At 71.3% G+C, this 16,578-nt stretch carries 18 protein-coding genes; 8 read left to right on the top strand and 10 right to left on the bottom strand.

From position 1 onward, the window contains the following. Positions 1-15: 15 nt before the first annotated feature. Positions 16-1,287 (bottom strand): YbiU family protein, encoded by a 1,272-nt coding sequence (locus L942_RS28390; protein WP_037366318.1) that lies wholly within the window; start codon positions 1,285-1,287, stop codon positions 16-18. Positions 1,288-1,387: 100 nt separating this feature from the next. Between L942_RS28390 and L942_RS28385 the strand changes: the two genes are divergently transcribed. From L942_RS28385 to L942_RS28375, 3 genes are all read left to right on the top strand, one after another. Next, positions 1,388-2,473, top strand: coding sequence for an ROK family transcriptional regulator (locus L942_RS28385; protein WP_037366315.1), 1,086 nt, complete (start codon positions 1,388-1,390; stop codon positions 2,471-2,473). A 138-nt stretch (positions 2,474-2,611) separates the two neighbouring features. After that, entirely contained in the window at positions 2,612-2,929 is a 318-nt protein-coding gene (locus tag L942_RS28380; protein ID WP_037366313.1) for an ArsR/SmtB family transcription factor, read from the top strand. Next, on the top strand, positions 2,926-3,330 hold the full coding sequence (locus L942_RS28375) for an SRPBCC family protein (protein WP_037366310.1): 405 nt from the start codon (positions 2,926-2,928) through the stop codon (positions 3,328-3,330). Before L942_RS28380 ends, L942_RS28375 begins: the two co-directional genes overlap by 4 nt. Here the strand turns inward: L942_RS28375 and L942_RS28370 are convergent. Both L942_RS28370 and L942_RS28365 read right to left on the bottom strand, forming a co-directional pair. After that, the gene (locus L942_RS28370; RefSeq protein ID WP_051166310.1) at positions 3,323-3,976 is read right to left on the bottom strand and encodes a class I SAM-dependent methyltransferase; all 654 of its coding nucleotides are present in this window, start codon (positions 3,974-3,976) and stop codon (positions 3,323-3,325) included. The two genes, L942_RS28375 and L942_RS28370, sit on opposite strands and share 8 nt — an antisense overlap. 1 nt (position 3,977) lies before the next feature. Continuing rightward, on the bottom strand, positions 3,978-5,375 hold the full coding sequence (locus L942_RS28365) for an FAD-dependent monooxygenase (RefSeq protein WP_037366308.1): 1,398 nt from the start codon (positions 5,373-5,375) through the stop codon (positions 3,978-3,980). 112 nt (positions 5,376-5,487) lie between these two features. Here L942_RS28365 and L942_RS28360 point away from each other — a divergent pair, with 112 nt between their 5' ends. Beyond that, positions 5,488-6,453, top strand: coding sequence for an Lrp/AsnC family transcriptional regulator (locus L942_RS28360; protein ID WP_037366398.1), 966 nt, complete (start codon positions 5,488-5,490; stop codon positions 6,451-6,453). Between the two features lie 135 nt (positions 6,454-6,588). Further along, complete coding sequence (locus L942_RS28355; RefSeq protein ID WP_037366305.1) at positions 6,589-8,652, top strand: phosphocholine-specific phospholipase C; 2,064 nt, start codon at positions 6,589-6,591, stop codon at positions 8,650-8,652. A 35-nt stretch (positions 8,653-8,687) separates the two neighbouring features. Here the strand turns inward: L942_RS28355 and L942_RS28350 are convergent, their stop codons facing one another. The 5 genes from L942_RS28350 to L942_RS28330 form a co-directional block, all read right to left on the bottom strand. Then, positions 8,688-9,827 (bottom strand): MFS transporter, encoded by a 1,140-nt coding sequence (locus L942_RS28350; protein ID WP_037366303.1) that lies wholly within the window; start codon positions 9,825-9,827, stop codon positions 8,688-8,690. A gap of 162 nt (positions 9,828-9,989) precedes the next feature. After that, complete coding sequence (locus tag L942_RS28345) at positions 9,990-10,520, bottom strand: Chromate resistance protein ChrB (protein ID WP_037366301.1); 531 nt, start codon at positions 10,518-10,520, stop codon at positions 9,990-9,992. 20 nt (positions 10,521-10,540) lie between these two features. Next, positions 10,541-11,062, bottom strand: coding sequence for a TetR/AcrR family transcriptional regulator (locus L942_RS28340; RefSeq protein ID WP_158684550.1), 522 nt, complete (start codon positions 11,060-11,062; stop codon positions 10,541-10,543). Then, a complete protein-coding gene (locus tag L942_RS44495) occupies positions 11,059-11,247 on the bottom strand; it encodes a hypothetical protein (RefSeq protein ID WP_037366298.1) in 189 nt (62 codons plus the stop codon). The genes L942_RS28340 and L942_RS44495 overlap by 4 nt, the downstream gene beginning before the upstream one ends. Positions 11,248-11,287: 40 nt before the next feature. Then, a complete protein-coding gene (locus L942_RS28330) occupies positions 11,288-11,911 on the bottom strand; it encodes a class I SAM-dependent methyltransferase (protein WP_037366296.1) in 624 nt (207 codons plus the stop codon). Positions 11,912-12,062: 151 nt separating this feature from the next. On the opposite strand from L942_RS28330, the gene L942_RS28325 reads away from it, so the two are divergent. The 3 genes from L942_RS28325 (at position 12,063) to L942_RS28315 (ending at position 13,777) form a co-directional block, all read left to right on the top strand. After that, a complete protein-coding gene (locus tag L942_RS28325; RefSeq protein ID WP_037366294.1) occupies positions 12,063-12,959 on the top strand; it encodes an RNA polymerase sigma-70 factor in 897 nt (298 codons plus the stop codon). 124 nt (positions 12,960-13,083) lie between these two features. After that, positions 13,084-13,350 carry a GlsB/YeaQ/YmgE family stress response membrane protein gene (locus tag L942_RS28320; RefSeq protein ID WP_009077073.1) on the top strand — a complete coding sequence of 89 codons (267 nt, stop codon included), beginning with the start codon at positions 13,084-13,086 and terminating at the stop codon, positions 13,348-13,350. A gap of 145 nt (positions 13,351-13,495) precedes the next feature. Beyond that, a complete protein-coding gene (locus L942_RS28315; protein ID WP_037366286.1) occupies positions 13,496-13,777 on the top strand; it encodes a DUF3040 domain-containing protein in 282 nt (93 codons plus the stop codon). A 725-nt stretch (positions 13,778-14,502) separates the two neighbouring features. Here L942_RS28315 and L942_RS28310 read toward each other — a convergent pair. Together L942_RS28310 and L942_RS45580 are read right to left on the bottom strand one after the other, a co-directional pair. Then, positions 14,503-15,006, bottom strand: coding sequence for a hypothetical protein (locus L942_RS28310; RefSeq protein WP_200862946.1), 504 nt, complete (start codon positions 15,004-15,006; stop codon positions 14,503-14,505). A gap of 304 nt (positions 15,007-15,310) precedes the next feature. After that, positions 15,311-16,162, bottom strand: a complete 852-nt coding sequence (locus tag L942_RS45580) for a winged helix-turn-helix domain-containing protein (RefSeq protein WP_037366285.1) — start codon at positions 16,160-16,162, stop codon at positions 15,311-15,313. Positions 16,163-16,578: the final 416 nt, after the last annotated feature.

Here is a 16,578-nt window from a genome sequence, read left to right as displayed (position 1 = left end):
CTGCGCGGACCGCAGTCATCCGATGCCGAGCCCGCGCCGTCCGGTCGCGTTCAATCGCTCGGGGGCGAACCGGTCCGGCCAGGACCGCTCGTAATGCTCGGGCGGGAAGTCGGACGGACTGGAGCCGGATTCGAACGCTTCCCGCACCGCTCCGGCGTACGCCTCGTTGCGCGGGCACCACGGCGCGGCCGGGATGTACATGACGTTGCCCCAGCCCTGCTGGTCCCGCACCGGCGCGACGCTGTGGACGAGATCGCAGTGCCACCACACGGAATCCCCGGCCCGCACGTCCGGAATGCCGCTGGAAGCCCGCAGCAGCAACGAGTGCCATTTCTCGCTGGCCGGGAACACCTGGTTCACCGTCACCCCGCACATGTCGTCCTCCGGCACGTCGGACAGCAGCGGCCGCAGCATCAGGTAGCCCATCGCCTCCGGAATCGGCACCGTGTGCAGCACGCCCTGGTCGTGCCGCATGTCCGACAGCGCGGTCCAGCCCTGGAAAGTGCGGAACACCGAGCACATCGTCGAGCCCTCGAACTGCGGCCCGGCGGTACGGTGCGCGGCGTCCCACGGGTCGTAAGACTCGACGGTGCCGTCGAACAGATGCCGGAACGCCCGCTGGTACGCCTCGGTCATCCAGAGGTCGAGCGTGCCGGGGTCGAGATGAGCGCCGAGGCCGCCGGAATCGGCGCCCGGCGGACGGCGGCGGATCCGGTCCGGGTACAGCGAATCCCGGCCGGGGTCGAACCACCGGACGCCGTCCGATTCGGACTTCCACTGTGCGTTCAAGAACGCCTGCACGCGCGCCATCCGGTCGCTCTGCCGCGCTTCCATCTGCGGCGGCGACCAGTAGATCGGATAGATCTCCGGCCGCGAACCGACGGCGCCGAAGAAATCGTCGCCAGGGCCGCGGTAGTGCTCGAAGAACCGGTTGCCCTCGACGTAGTCGACGATCCCCTGGTCCCAAGCCAGCGCTTGCTCGTGCGGGAAGTGCCCGCGCACGACCAGGCAGCCGTGCTTGCGGAGCCGGGCGAGGTCTTCTTCGGAGACCCGGCCCGCCTCGAGGTCGGCGTAGTCCAGCTCCGGCCAGATCTCCTCGCCGCGCGCTTTCGCCGACTCGATCTCCTCGACCGCGGCGGCGACCCGGGCCTCGACGACCGCGAACACCTCTTCCACGGTGCGCCCGGACGCCGCGATCCGCGCGCGCAGCGCGGCTTTGGTCTCCCGGATCGCGGCCGGCAGGTCCTCCGGCGTGGTCTCCCAGTGCGGCAACGCGGGCAGGTCCATGGCGTTCGCTCCTTCAGGAAGGGCTCCTTACTGAATCGACGGTAAGGCGCCGTAGCCGATTCAGGCAACACTCCTGACTAAATCGGCTAGACTCGCGCCGGTGACCCCGGCCAAGCCCTCCCTCGACCTGCTCCGGTCGCTGACCGACGAGCACGTGCTGCGGGCGCTGCTGGCCGAACGGCAGCTGACGCGCGCGCAAATCGCCGCCCGCACCGGCATTTCCAAGCCCGCGGTCGGCGACAGCGTGGCCCGGCTCGCCGAGGCCGGCCTGCTGCGCGACACCGGCAGACGCACCACCGGCCGCGGCCGCGTCGGCACGTATTACGCACTGGCCGACAACCTCGGCACGGCGCTGGTGGTGAGCATCGGCCACGACGGCGCGGTCGCCGAAGCCGTCGACGTCTTCGGCGAGGTGCGCGCCCGGCACGTCGAAGACCTCGGCCGCCCGGTGCGTCCGCGGAAAGTCGCGCAGGCGCTGCGCAAGGCCGCCGCCCGGGCCGCGGCGGACGCGGGACCGCTCCGGCTCGCGGTCGTGAGCGCCGCCGATCCGGTCGACCGGGCTACCGGGAAACTGGTCCACCTGCCCGATTCCCCGTTCCTGCTCGGGGAACTCTCCCCCGCCGACGTGCTGGCTCCGCACGTCGCGGGACCGGTCACAGTGGACAATGACGTGAACTGGGCCGCCCGCACCGAACAGGCCGCCGACGATTTCGCCTACCTCTTCCTCGGCGAAGGACTCGGCTGCGCGGTCGTCTCCGACGGCGAGGTGCGGCGGGGACACGCCGGTTTCGCCGGGGAAATCGCGCACGTCCTCACCCGTGGCCCAGGCGGCCGGGCAATGGCGTTCATCGACGTCTTCGCTGAGCTCGGGGTACGCCAACCGGACTCGACCACGATCGACGTGGCCGCCCTCCGCACCGCGCTCGCGTCCGACGACGTCCTCGACACGCTCGCCGAAGCGATCTGCGGCGTGCTCCTGGCCTTGGTCACCGTGTCCGATCCGGAACTCGTCGTACTGGGCGGCCCCTGGGGTCCCGCCGTGCTCGAGGTGGTGTCCGACCATTTCGCGCGAATGCCGCGCAACGTCCCCTTGCGTGCCCCGCACGCGACCGACTCCCCCGAACTGACCGGGGCGCGCGCCGATGCCGTGCGCGCCCTGCGGAGCGCGGTCCTGACGGTCAGCTGACGGTTTTCCTGACCGCTGGCCGAATTCGGCACCGGGCGGTTGCGTGCCGGGAGCGGCTGCTCCGAGAAAAACCGGCATCGCCGCTCACGAAGACCGGGCCGGTTGACATGTCGGAAACTTCCGACGTAACGTAGCGTCATGCCCGACGACGTCTTCCTCGCTCTCGCCAGTCCCGTCCGGCGGCGGCTGCTCGAGATCCTGGCGGACGGCCCGTGCACGGCGGGCGACCTCGCGGCGCGGTTCGAGCTGAGCCGCCCGGCGGTCGCCGAGCATCTCAAGGTGCTGCGGGACGCCGCGCTGGTCCGCGACGAACCCGTGGGGCGGCAACGCTTTTACCATCTGTGCGGCGACCCGCTGGAGCAGGTCGGCGAATGGCTGCACCCGTTCGAGCGGTTCTGGCGCGGCCGCCTGCGCAGCATGGCCGACCTGCTGGAAAACGAGGAGGAAACCCCGTGACGTACGCCCGGACCGGCAGTGTCTCGGTCGACCAGTTCATCGCCGCCGCGCCGGAAAAGGTCTGGCGCGCGCTCACCGATCCCGAACTGCACGCGAAGTGGTGGGCGCCCGGCGACATCGGCCCGGACGTCGGACACGAGTTCCGCCTGGAAATGCCCGGATTCGGCTCGATCCCGTGCCGTGTCGTCGAATCCGAGCCGCCGTCGAAGTTCGTCTACACCTTCAACGGCGACTGGACCCTCACCTGGACGCTCGTCGCCGAGGGCCAGGGTACCCGGCTCCTGCTGAACCACTCCGGCTTCGACCTCGACGACAAACGCCAGGCCGGCGCGTGCGAGCGGATGGGCCCGGGCTGGCGGGACGTGGTGCTGCCGCGGCTGGCGAAGCTGGACTTCAGCTGACCGGTCCGGCCGGGCGGCGGGCGTAGACCACCGCTTGCGGCACCTCGCTGTCCAGCCTCTCCACCCACTCCGCCTCGACGGTGAATCCCGCCTCGCGCAACCACTCCGACACCTGCGCGGGACGGCGGCGGTGGACGTGCACCCGCATCGGATGCCCGCCGTAGCCCCGCGTTTTCACCCGGGCCACGTCGCCGACGTGAAACCCGATCGCGACCGGCGCTCCCGGCCGCAGCACGCGATGGAACTGGCCGAGCGCGGTCGGCACCTCCTCGTCCGGGACGTGGATCAGCGACCACCAGGACAGCAGCCCGGCCACCGAAGCGTCGGGCAGCGGGAGCGCGGTCATCGAGCCGACCGCGAACCGCGTCCCCGGGTGGTCGCGCCGCGCCACCTCGATCATGCCCGGCGAGAGATCGAGGCCGAACGCGTCCAGGCCAAGGCCGTTCAGGTGCGCGGTGACGTGCCCGGTGCCGCAGCCGACATCGGCGACCGGGCCGGGTTCGCGCACCAGCGAGGCGAACAACCCCAAGGTCATCCGCAGAGACGGGCTTTCGGCGATCGAATCGCGCAATCGGTCGGCGTAGCTGGCGGCGACGGTGTCGTACGAAGTGCGGGTATCGGTCAGCCAGGTCTGCACAACGGCCACGCTAGCCCACCGGCGCGCCGAACCACTGGCGAATCGCTGGCTCCAGCCCGTCCGGAGCGCCGGCCCACGCGACGTATCCGTCCGGACGGACGAGCATCGCCTCGGCACCTGTCTCAACGCGGTCGATCCGGTCCGCCCACCGCGCGGCGAGAGGTCCGAAGCGCCGTTCGGGATCCACGAGAACACCGCGTCCGGCCCGCAGCCGCGAACCGAGATCGCGCGCGGGCAGCCCTACCAGCGGATGGCCCTCGCTGCCGGGCATGGCGTAGCGGAAACCCATGCCGGACAGCATGTCGTCCAGCAAGTACTGGACTTCGGGCAAGCGCACCAGTTCGGCGAACAACGATCGCGCCGCGGCCGAATCAGGGCCGTCGTCGAGAAGCAGCGACTGCGCTTGGACATTGCGCAGCACCGCCGCGCCGACGGGATGCCGTTCCGCGTGATAGCTGTCGAGCAGCCCCTCGGGCGCGGTGCCGCGCACCGCGGCAGCGAGCTTCCAGCCGAGGTTCATCGCGTCCTGGATGCCGGCGTTCATGCCTTGCGCGCCAAGGGGAAGGTGCACGTGCGCGGCGTCGCCGGCGAGGAATACCCGGCCGTGCCGGTACTGCGCGGCTTGCAACGCGGCGTTCGTGATCCGGCGCGCGTAACGGAGTTCGATCAGTTCGACGCGGTCGCCGAAGACCGTCTTCAGCCCGGCGCGGATCTCGTCCTCGGTGACCGGGACCTCCCGTTCCAGCGACCAGCCAGGCCCGCCGAGCACGAGACGGCGCAGCGGCCGCCCTTCGGCGTCGACGCCGAGCGGGAACACCTGCGCGCGGTAGCCCTCCGGCGTGATGGTGTGCATCGGGACCTCGGCGCTCAACCGGACATCGGCGGCCACCGTGGTCGCCGTCCCGGGACGGCCGGAGAACTCCGCGCCCAGCAGCTTCCGGACCGTGCTCCGCCCGCCGTCGGCGGCAACCAGGTACTGTGCCCGGATCGCGGTGCCGTCGGCGAAGTTCCCGGTGACGCCGTCCTCGTCCTGTTCCAGCCCGACCAGTTCGTGGTTCCGGCGGACGTGGACTCCTTGGGCGGCAAGGTGTTTCTCCAGGAACCCTTCGAGCATCACCTGGGGCAGCGACCGCCACGGGAACCGGTGCCGGCCGCGGACCAGCGGCAGCGGAGTGCCCGCGAAATGCGCGGTGGTGACCGGATAATCGCCGGTGGCCAGCAACGGTTCGAGCAGCCCGCGCTGATCGAGCGCCTCCTGCGTGCGGGACTGCAGCCCGCCGGCCTTGGACAGTTCGCTGGCCCGCGGCAGCCGGTCCGCCAGCACGCAGGACACTCCGGCGAGCCGGAGTTCGTTCGCCGTCGTCATCCCGGTCGGACCGGCACCGACGACGAGCACCTCTGCAGTCATGATCTCCCCCTCCTGGGTCGGCAAGTTCGGAACCGACTCTCCGTCCGGCAGTGGTCGCGAACCAGAAAGCGACTCGACTTCGGCGGATTCCGACAGCTGTACCCTCGGGAAGGTGGATTCCGACTACGATCATCTCGACCGCCAGCTCGTGCACGCCCTGCAAATCGACCCCCGGGCTTCGTTCAGCGCGATCACCGAAGCGCTCGGCGTGTCGGATCGCACCGCCGCCCGCCGCTACGCCCGGCTCCGGTCGACTGGAGCGGTCCGGGTCATCGGCGCGGTCAACGAGGCCGCTTTGGGTGCGGTGCAATGGTTCCTGCGGATCCGGTGCGCGCCTGCCGCCGCGGGAGCGGTCGCCGAGGCGCTCGCGCGGCGGCCGGACACCGCTTGGGTGAGCCTGACGTCCGGCGGCACCGAGATCACCTGCACCGTCCGCCTCGAAAACGCCGCGGACAGCGAAGCGTTGCTGCTGGCCAAACTCCCCCGCACGCCACGGGTCGAAGGCGTCACCGCACATTCGGTGCTGCACGCCTTCTACGGCGGCTCCGACAGCGTGGTCGCCAAAATCGGCACGCTGGACGAGGCCGCCGTGGCCCGGCTGCGCCCGCCGCCGCTTCCCCTCCGACCTGGACCGGCGACGCTCGACGACGGCGACCGCAAGCTCCTCGCCGCGCTCGCCGAGGACGGCCGCGCCGGGTTCGAACAGCTCGCCGCCGCGACCGGCTGGTCCCCGACCACCGTCCGCCGCCGCATGGCGGAACTGCGCGAACGGGACGTGCTGTACTTCGACCTCGACCTCGACTGGCGGTTGTACGGCAAGGGAATCCGGACTCTGCTGTGGCTTTCGGTCGCGCCGGCGGCGATGGAAGAAACCGGCCTCGCGCTGGCCGCGCACCCGGAGGTCGCCTACGCCGCCGCGACCACCGGCCCGACCAACCTGTACGCGACCGTGGTGTGCGCCAGCCACCAAGAGCTCTACCGCTACCTCACCACCAGCGTCGCCGCGCTCCCCGCGGTCACCCACGTGGAAACGGCACCGGTGATCAAAACGGTGAAACAGGCAGCGAACCGGCTGTGACGCAGTACGAACGGGCGCCATCCGGGCCGGCGGTTGACAGCGCGCCGATCATCCGTCGATGATTCATCCGGCTTTCCCGGTGGGAAATTCCCGAACGCGTCCGCGCACTGTCCCCGACTTTTCCAGGAGACACCGATGTCCTCGGTCAGCCGTCGCAGATTCATGCACCTGGCCGCGGCCACCGCGGCCGGCACCGCCCTGCCCGCGAGCATCGCACGGGCGGCGTCGGTGCCCGCCGCCGTGCGCACCGGCACCATCGCGGACGTCGAGCACGTCGTTGTGCTGATGCAGGAAAACCGGTCGTTCGACCATTATTTCGGCACCCTCAACGGCGTCCGCGGCTTCGGCGACCCGCGCCCGGTTTCGCTGCCGAGCGGGAAACCCGCGTGGCACCAGGCCGACTCCGGCGGCGCCGAGACGCTGCCGTTCCGGCCCGCCGAGGACAATCTGGGCCTGACCTTCATCGAGGACCTCAACCACGACTGGAACGGCACGCACGCCGCGTGGAACACCGGCCGGTGGGACAGGTGGATCCCGGCGAAAACCCGCACCACGATGGCGTATCTGACGCGCAAGGACATCCCGTTCCACTACGCGCTCGCCGACGCGTTCACCGTGTGCGACGCCTACCATTGCTCGATGCTGTCCTCGACCGACCCGAACCGGTACTACCTGTACACCGGCTGGACCGGAAACGACGGTTCCGGGAACGGGCCGGTGCTGGGCAACGAAGAATCCGGCTACGGCTGGACCAGTTTCCCGGAAATCCTGGAAAAGGCCGGGGTTTCGTGGAAAATCTACCAGGACGTCGGCGACGGTCTCGACAAGGACCACGGCTGGGGCTGGACGAAAGACCCGTATATCGGCAACTACGGCGACAACTCGCTCCTTTACCTGACCCAGTACCAGAAATCGGCCCCGGGCACGCCGCTCTACGACAAGGCGCGCACCGGCACCCGCGCCACCGCCGGCGACGGCTTCTTCGACCACCTCGCCGCGGACGTCAAGGCGAACCGGCTGCCGCAGGTTTCCTGGATCGTCGCCCCGGAGGCGTACTGCGAACATCCGGCCTGGCCGGCCAATTACGGCGCCTGGTATGTCTCCGGCGTGCTGGACGCGCTCACGGCCGATCCGGAAGTGTGGAGCAAAACCGTCCTGCTCATCACTTACGACGAGAACGACGGTTTCTTCGACCACGTCGTGCCGCCGTATCCGCCGCGCGACGCGAAGTGGGGCAAATCGACGGCGAGCGTCGCCGGGGAATGGTACGAAGGCGGCGCGGCCGCGTCGTACACCACCGGAATGCCTTACGGACTCGGCCCGCGCGTGCCGCTGCTGGCCGTCTCGCCGTGGAGCACCGGCGGCTGGGTCTGTTCGCAGACGTTCGACCACACCTCGCTGATCCAGTTCGTGGAAAAGCGGTTCGGCGTGCACAACCCGAACATCTCGCCGTGGCGCCGCGCGGTGTGCGGAGACCTCACCTCGGCATTCGACTTCACCGGGGCGCACCACGGCATCCCTTCCCTGCCCAGTACCGACGAGTACCGGCCGCCCGCCGACCACCACACCCCGCCGACCTACCATCCGGTTCCCCCGTCGAACGGCTCGCTGCCCAAACAGGAACGCGGCACCCGCAAAGCACGCCCGCTGCCGTACGACCTCGCAGCCGACACCGAAGCCCGCGGCGGCCGGATGCATTTCACCTTCGCCAACTTCGGCGACGCCGGAGCCGGATTCCACGTGACGTCCCGGATGCGGTCCGACGGCCCGTGGCCCTACACCGTGGAGGGCCACAAGTCGGTCACCGACAGCTGGCAGCTGCCCAGCGGCGCGGGAGATCGTTACCAGTACTCGGTTTTCGGCCCGAACGGCTGGCTCCGCGAACAGGCCGGGACGATCGGCGGGCTGGGTCCGGAGGTCACCGCGCGGCACGACGCCGGCCACGTGACCGTGACGTTCACGAACCCGACCAGCCGGACGGTCACCTTCACCGCCGTTGACGCATACGCGCCGGACAAGGCTTACCGCTACTTGCTCGCCCCGGGCGCTTCCCGCACGGTGCCGAAGTGGGGCGTGGCGCATGGCTGGTACGACATCACGGTGAAAGCCGACCACGACAGCCAGTACATCCGTCGCTTCGCGGGCCACGCGGAAACCGGCCGAGCGTCCACCAGCGACCCGGCCATCGCGACTGCCTGACCGTCCGTGCGGGGAACCCTGCGCTTTTATTCCCCTCACGGCTTCCGGAAGCCAGCCACGAGCAGTCCGACCGCCACCAGCACCACCGCCAGCCCGCCGAACCCCGCACCCAGCGTCGCCGCCGACGCGAGCGCGCCGACCAGCAGCGGACCGCCAGCGTCGCCCAGTTCCCGGCCGACCTCGGCCGCCCCCATCGTCTGCCCGAGCCGTTCCTTCGGCGCGGAAGCCGCCAGATGCGCGAACCCGATCGGCGTCGCCACCCCGACTCCGGCGCCGATCGCCACCGCCGCGACCACCACGCCCACGACCCCCGGCACCACCGCGCCCAATGCCAATCCCGCCGCGGTCAGCAGCAGCCCGCCGGCCATCCCCCATCCGTCGGGGATCCGCCCGGCGTCCCGCAGCCGTCCGGCCCACGGCTGCACCAGCGCGGAACACAACGCCAGCACCGACACCACCGCGCCGGTCGCCACCGTGCTCAGCCCGCTCGCCGCCCCGAGCACCGGCAGGAACCCGATCCCGACCGCGAGCGCGCCGGTCGTCCCGGCCAGCACCGCGGTCGGCCGCACGAACCCGGGCTCGACGAGCCGGCGGGCCAGATCGAGAACGGTCTGGCGCTGCCGCGGCAAGGGCTCCGGCGCGGGCACCGCCAACGCCGCCCACGCGGCGACCACGAAGGCCAGCACCGCAAGCGTGCCGAACAGCAAGGAAAACCCGCCCAGCGTGATCAGCACGCCGCCGAGCAACGGGCCGGCTGTGTACCCGACGCTCTTCCACGCGCCGTAGCCGCCGAACGCCCGGCCCTGCCGTTTCGCCGGCGACAACCGCGCGACCAACGCCCCCGCCGCGGGCGAGAAGGCCGCCGCGGCCGCACCCTGCCCGAACCGCGCCAACCCGACCGCCGCCGGGTTTCCCGCCACGACGAACGCCGCCGACGCGACCGCGAACGCCAGCAACCCGCCGAGCAGCACCGGCCGCGGCCCGATCCGGTCGGCCAGCGAACCGAACACCGGCTTGAGCACGACCTCGGCCCCGTCGTAGACCGCGAGCAGCAATCCCAGCGTCAGCAAGGAATCGCCGTGGGTGTACGCACCGAGACTGGCGGCGATGCTGTGCGCCCCGAACGCGGTGACGAACCCGGCAGCGTACAGCGGACGCAGCTCAGCGGAACGCATCGGAAACCCTTGCCTCCGCGGCGATACCCGCGACTCGACACAACACCGGCGCCGCCCCCGCCGCGAAGCCCGCGACACGACACACCACCCGCACCGCTGTCGCCTCCGCCGCCCTTACCTCCGCGGCGAAACCCGCGACACGAGACAACACCGGCACCGCCCTCACATCTGGTGCAGGGCTTGGAAAACCCGCTCGGTGTAGTCTGCCAGCCGCTCCGCGCACTGCTTCAGCCGCTGCTCGGCCTCCGCCGCCGAGGGCGCGCCGAACACGTCCCGGGCCTTCAGCTCCCGATGCCAGCGCCGCAACCGCTCGAGGCTCTGCTCTTCCTCCTCCAGTTCGGCCATGGTGAACTTGCCGATCCGGATTTCCTTGGCGATCTCGGCGTCGAACTTCCCGCAGTCGGCGACGAACTCCGTCCACTCCTCTTCCCGCTCGGCGGTGAACAGCTCGACCAGGCGCGAACCGCCGCGTTCGGCGGCGTCGAGCGCGATGACCTCGCCCTCGCCGCGTTCGGCCAGCTCCGCGACGCGGGCGACCCCGCCGGCGAACCCGGGCACGTCCGGCACCGCCCAGGCGCCCTGCCCGAGCGACAACGCACCGACCCGGCGCAGCTCGCGCCAGACGGCGACCCGATGCCGCGACGGCGCGGACGGCACCCGCACGACCAGCACGAGCCACTTGTCCTCTGCCACGGCGTTGAATGTAGCACGTGTTACATCTGGCCAGGTAGCGCAGCCAGGAACGCGCCGATCGTCCGGTCCGCCAGCGCCTGCCGGTCCGCCATCGGCAACGACAGGCACTGCAGCGTCACGCCGTCGATCATCGCGAGCACCTGCGCCGCCAGGTCCTCGGACAACCCGGCTTCGACACACCACTGCCGCAGCTCGCGATCGAGGTTCGCGTTTTCCTTCCGCAGCACCGGATCCACCACGGCTGCCGCCGCGTACGCGAGCCACACCCGAGCCCGTCGAGCGCGAGCTTCGTCCAGCGGCAGCCACAGTTCGACGAATCCGGCGATCGATTTCGGTTGCGCCGCTTCGATTTCGGCCAGGAATTGCTCGCCCGCGTACTCGAAACCGGCGCGCACGAGGTCGTTCTTCGTCCGGTAGTAGTACTGCACTTGAGCCGGGGAAACCCCTGCCGCCGCAGCGACCGTCCGGACACTCAGCGCGCCAATTCCGTGCTCCGCCAAGACATTCAGCACCGCGTCGAGCAGGTGGGTGGCTCGATTCACTCCCGGGACGCCCCCGTGCGCGCCTGCCATGCGACCGCGACGAGTTCCAGCACCCCGAGCACCCCCACGACCACGCCGACCTGCCGCAGCCCGACCACCGGCGTCTCGACGTCGCGGAACACGAAGTACAGCACTGCACCGGCGACCACCATCAGCACGCCGACCAGGACCTGTTTCCCCTTCATCGCACCCTCCCATACGAACGTACAATACGACTGTACAGGATCAGGCGAACTTCCGTGCGGCCAACCGCTCGACGATGCCGGCCTTGCTCCGCTCCGCCCGCTCCACCTCGAACCCGGCCGAGGCGAGCAACGGAAGCGGACGGCGGGTCAGGTAGTCCCCCAGCTGCCACACGGTCAGCTTCTCCAGCAGCCGCTGCGCGGCGAGCACGAACCGGCGGTGGCTGCCGACGTGGTCCAGCAGCAGCAACCGCCCGCCCGGCCGCAGCACCCGGTGCATCTCGGCGATCGCGCCGCGTTCGTCCGGGACGCCGCACAGGCCCAGCGTGCAGACGACCGTGTCGAACGTGCGGTCCGGGAACGGAAGGGACTGCGCGTCGGCCTCGGTCAGCGTCGCCTCGCGGCCGGTCTCGGCGGCCCGGCGGCGGGCCAGGTCCAGCATCGAGGGGCTGAGGTCGATCCCGGTCAAGCGCACGTCCGGCGGGTACCACGGCAGATTCCGGCCGGTCCCGACGGCGACCTCCAGCACATCCCCCTCCGCCTGCCCGCACACCCATTGGCGGCCGTCGGCGAGCAGGGCCCGTTCGAGCCAGGCGATGTCGCGGTCGTATCGCGGCGCAGCCTTGTCCCAGGTCCGCCGCAGCCAGTCCGGTCCCCGCTCCGCCATCGTCGCGAACTCCTCTCCGCCGAGGTCCTTTCCGGCTACCCTCGCATCCCGCGGGGAGTCCGTGCGAGGAGTCTCCCCGGCGGGGCTGTCACAAACTCCCGGCGGCCGGCGTCCTATGGGCGATCGACCCCAGAACGCGAAGGAGCCACCCATGCCAGCGCCCGGCGAAGCGAGCCCGGACCTCGCCACCGAGACCTTCCTCGCCCACCGGAACCTGCTGTTCACCGTGGCCTACGAGATGCTCGGCTCGGCCGCCGACGCCGAGGACGTGCTGCAGGAAACCTGGCTGAAGTGGGCCGGAGTCGACCTCGCCCAGATCCGCGAGCACCGCGCCTACCTCGTCCGGATCACCACGCGCCAGGCGCTGACCCGGCTGCGCGCGCTCGACCGGCGCAAGGAGTCCTACGTCGGCACCTGGCTGCCCGAGCCGCTGCTCACCGCGCCGGACGTGGCCGAGGACGCGGAACTCGCCGACAGCGTCTCGATGGCGATGCTCCTGGTGCTCGAAACGCTGCGGCCGACCGAGCGCGCGGTGTTCGTGCTGCGCGAGGTTTTCGACCTGCCCTACGACGAAATCGCCGAAGCCGTCGGCAAAACCCCGGCCGCGGTGCGCCAGATCGGGCACCGGGCGCGGTCGCACGTCTCCGCCCGCCGTCCGCGCGGCGACGTCACGCCCGCCGAAACCCGCGGCGCGCTCGACGCGTTCCAGAAGGCCGTCGAGACCGGCGACCTGCAGGGACTGCTCGACCTGCTCGCCCCGGACGTCGTCTTCCTCGGCGACGGCGGCGGCGTGAAGCAGGCGGTGCCGCGGCCGGTCGTCGGCGCGGACAAGGTCGCGCGGCTGCTGGCCGCCGGAAGCACCCGGCTCCCCGCGCCGCTGCGCCCGGCGGTGGTCAATGGGCACCCGGCGCTGGTGCTGGAACTCGAAGGCGAGGTCGACACCGTCCTCACCCTGCGCGTCGACGAGGGCAAGATCACCGGCCTGTACGCGGTGCGCAATCCGGCGAAACTGTCGCATATGGACACTGAAACCGCCCTGCGCCGCTGACTCCGGGCGGTACTACGGAAAGTAGCCCCGCATCTGGCGCGCGCCACCCGGTCGGACCATGCCATCCTGGTCCGGCCAGGGGCGGCCCGCAGCGGGCCGCCGCCGTACCGAGGAGAGGACCGACGTGGGCGTTGTCAGCTGGATCGTGCTGGGCCTGATCGCCGGATTGATCGCGAAGGCCCTCATGCCGGGCAAGGACCCGGGCGGCTGCATCATCACCATCCTGCTCGGGATCGGAGGCGCGTTCGTGGGCGGGTGGATCGGCAAAACGCTGTTCCACACCCAGCTCGGGACGTTCTTCGACCTGCGCACGTGGGGTCTCGCGGTGCTGGGCGCGCTGGTCATCCTGACCGGCTACCGGCTCATCGTGGGCGGCCGCCGCCGCGACTGACCCGGACCGGGCGGCCCGCTGCCAGGCGGCGGGCCGCCCGCTCCCCCGCCCGGGGCGCCGAATCGGAATCGGCCCCGGATTCCGGCCGCGTTTCGTGGCAGAATCAGCGGAGAACTCCCGGCAAGGTCGACGGGCGGAGCGGACCATGGCGCTGCGCGACCACGAACAACACCAGCTGGACGAGATCGAACGCCGCCTCGCCCAGGAAAACCCGCGCCTGGCCCGCAAATTCGAGAAGTTCCGTCCGACCCCGGTGATCACCTTCGCCGCGGCCACCCTCGGGGTGCTCAGCGTGTTCCTCGTCGGGCTGGTCACCCTGGTGGTCGGATTCGGCATGGGTTCCGCCCCGCCGATCGCGGTCGGCGCGGTGCTCACGACGGCCGTTCCGCTCGCGATCGTCTGGTTTTACCGCTGTCACTGGCGTTGAGGCCGCGCTTGGCCGGGGCCGGGTGGCGTGCTTCGGCCGGGGCACTCGCATGACCGGGCTCCGCCCCGCTTGATCGCTCATGGCTAGCCCAGGAAGTCCCGCGCTTCGCCCGGCGGTTCGCCTCGGCCGCCGCCACATCGCTCCGGCGGGCAAGCCCTCGCACTTCTGACTGCCGCAAGCGCGAGGTTGCCCGCGCCCCGCGCGCCCGCCGATTCACCGCAGCTTCAGGCACGCCGCCCGCGCGACCGGCCCTTATCGCAAATGCGAGGCTCTCCTCGCAATCCGCGCGGCCAGGCCCGGCAACCGCGAGCCTCGCCCCGTGCGCCCGCCGACTCACCGCAGCCACAGGCACACCGCCCGCGCGACCAGGCCCCGCGCCGCTGACCACCGCGAGCGCGAGACACACCCCCGCCGCCCCGCCCCGTCCACCGACTCACCGCGACTGCGGCACGCCGCCCGCGACCGGGCTCCGCACCGCCAGTCACCGCAAATGCGAGGCTCTCCTCGCAATCCGCGCGGCCAGGCCCGGCAACCGCGAGCCTCGCCCCGTGCGCCCGCCGACTCACCGCAGCCACAGGCACACCGCCCGCGCGACCAGGCCCCGCGCCGCTGACCACCGCGATGCCCATCCCCGCCGCCTCGCCGCGGAAGACAACGTCGCACCCGGCAATTCACCACGGCCGCCTCGCGGTCAGGCCCACCCGCCAATCGCCGCAAGCGCGACCTCACCGCAGCGAACCCGCGCGCCCCTCAGGCAGCGGTGCGCCCCGCGTGAAACGGCGGTACAGCGCGAATCCCGCGATCGCGGTGACCAGTTCCCAGGCGACCGTCGTGATCACCGACACCGACAGCACGTCGAGGCGGTCCGGGGAGGACGACCGGAGCTGGCCCCGCGCGTCCACGCGGATGCGGGTCCGGCTGCGCGCCGCCGGGTCGGAGCGCAGCGGGATGGTCGCTTCCTCGACGCCGCCGTCCGGGGCGGTCCACCGCACGCGCCGCGGATCGGGGATCGCGGCACCCTCGGTTCCGCGCAGCGCGCCCGATCCCGGCTGGACAGCGGCGACGACAGACCTCCCGGGCGCGCGGTCGATCGCCGCCGAGCCCTGCCGGTGGATCCACAGCCCCAGCCAGACCCCGGCCAGCGCCGAGACCGCGACCGCCGCGGCCAGCACCGGCACGAGGAACACGCGCCCGCGCGCCGCGGACGCGCGGAAACCACCAGAAGCCATGCTCCGAGAATGCCCGGAAAACCAGGGCCGCGGCAGGGGTTGCCGACAAATGTGCCCAAGTCGCGCGGAAAAGCGCCCGCGGCGGGCACTCGGCACCGACCCGGCCGGCCGATTTCACCCGTTCTTTTCACTCATTCGTGGGTAACGCCACCCCGAGGCCACCTGGTGGCCAGGGCCGATTCGCTTCCACGGCACCGTGTTCCATTCCGAACGGAAGGGACACACCGGATTCCGGGCATGTCGTCAATTGCCGCGCTACTCCGCTAGTACGTGGAATTCTTCCCGCCCGCACAATCATTCCTTGTCACCCGAAGGACGCACTCAGCAACGCCTGTCCGACAGCCGTCACCGCATGCCGGACGGTACTCCCGTCCTGCTGGGTCTCGACCAGTCCCGCGCGACGCAGGACGACCGCGTGCTTGCTCGCCGCGACCGGGGTCACGCCGATCTCCCCGGCCAGTTCGGCGGTGGACCGCGGGACCGCCAGGGCGTGGAGCGCGCGGGCCCGGGTCGGGCCGAGCAGGTCCGGCAACGGGTCCGGGGCGGCTTCGAGCGCACGTTCCGCGGCCCGGTCCAGTACCACCGGCGGCTCCGGCCCGGTCGCCGGTTCCACGAGCCGGAAAGAGGCCGGGATCACGAGCAACCCTCCGAAGTAGACACTGCGGTCCGCGGGAGGTGCGCCGGACAATTCCGGCCTCTCCCAGCGCATCGGCGCGCTCTGCCGGTCGACGGCGGGCGGCCGGATCGGGGCCTCTCGCGCCGCGGTGAACGCCGATTCGAGCAGCTCGCGAGTGGCCCCGTGCACGGAGAACGTCCGAGGACCGGCGCGCAGCCTGGTTTTCTCCACGCGCACCACGCCGTCCCCTGCGACCGGACCGATCTCGCGCCTCCGCTCCGCCGTTCTCAGCAGTCCCGGGCCGGACGGCAGCGCATTCACCGCCCGGTTGCGGAACTCCAGCGCGGGACGCGGCCGCGGAAACAAGCCCTCCCGGCGAAGCTGCTTGCGGACCCGCGCGGACCAGACCCGCGGCCCGCCCGCCGGGCGACGGCTCTGCAGCGCCGTGAGGCTCAGCACCAGTTCCCACAGCGGATCGGGGCCGGTGCGCCGCCTCGTCCGGCCGAAATCGTCGTCGGTGAAATGAACGCGCAACGCCATGTGGCTCCCCCTGCCCCCGGCATGGTCGCGCTACCAGGGTGCCGGGCCGGCCGGTCTCTGTCCAGGCGCTTTTTCCGTTCGGGGAAAGAACCCACCGAATGCCGCCGAATCTCGCTGAATCGGGTGCCCTTTCGCGAACGACAAATCGGCGTGCGCATTCGGCGGCTGTGCGCCATCCACCCCGGATCCAGGCGGCGCGGCCAGGTTTTCGGGCGGACGGGCGCGGGCGGACGGGCAGTTCCCGACCTGTGCCGCAGCGATTTCCCCCACCCGGGCGACCGCACTCCCCGAAAAGCGAAACGGGGCCCGGCCGCGTGGGCCAGACCCCGTTTCCGGTGCCTTCAGTGCGTCGCGCTCAGCTGAGCAGGAGGCCGTTGCCGCCGGCGACGGCGTTGTCGAAGCGCTTGCTGATCTCG

The sequence above is a fragment of the Amycolatopsis orientalis DSM 43388 genome (genome assembly GCF_000411975.1).
In the GTDB taxonomy this organism is placed as follows: domain Bacteria; phylum Actinomycetota; class Actinomycetes; order Mycobacteriales; family Pseudonocardiaceae; genus Amycolatopsis; species Amycolatopsis orientalis_D.
This window is presented reverse-complemented; position numbering and strand designations above follow the sequence as displayed.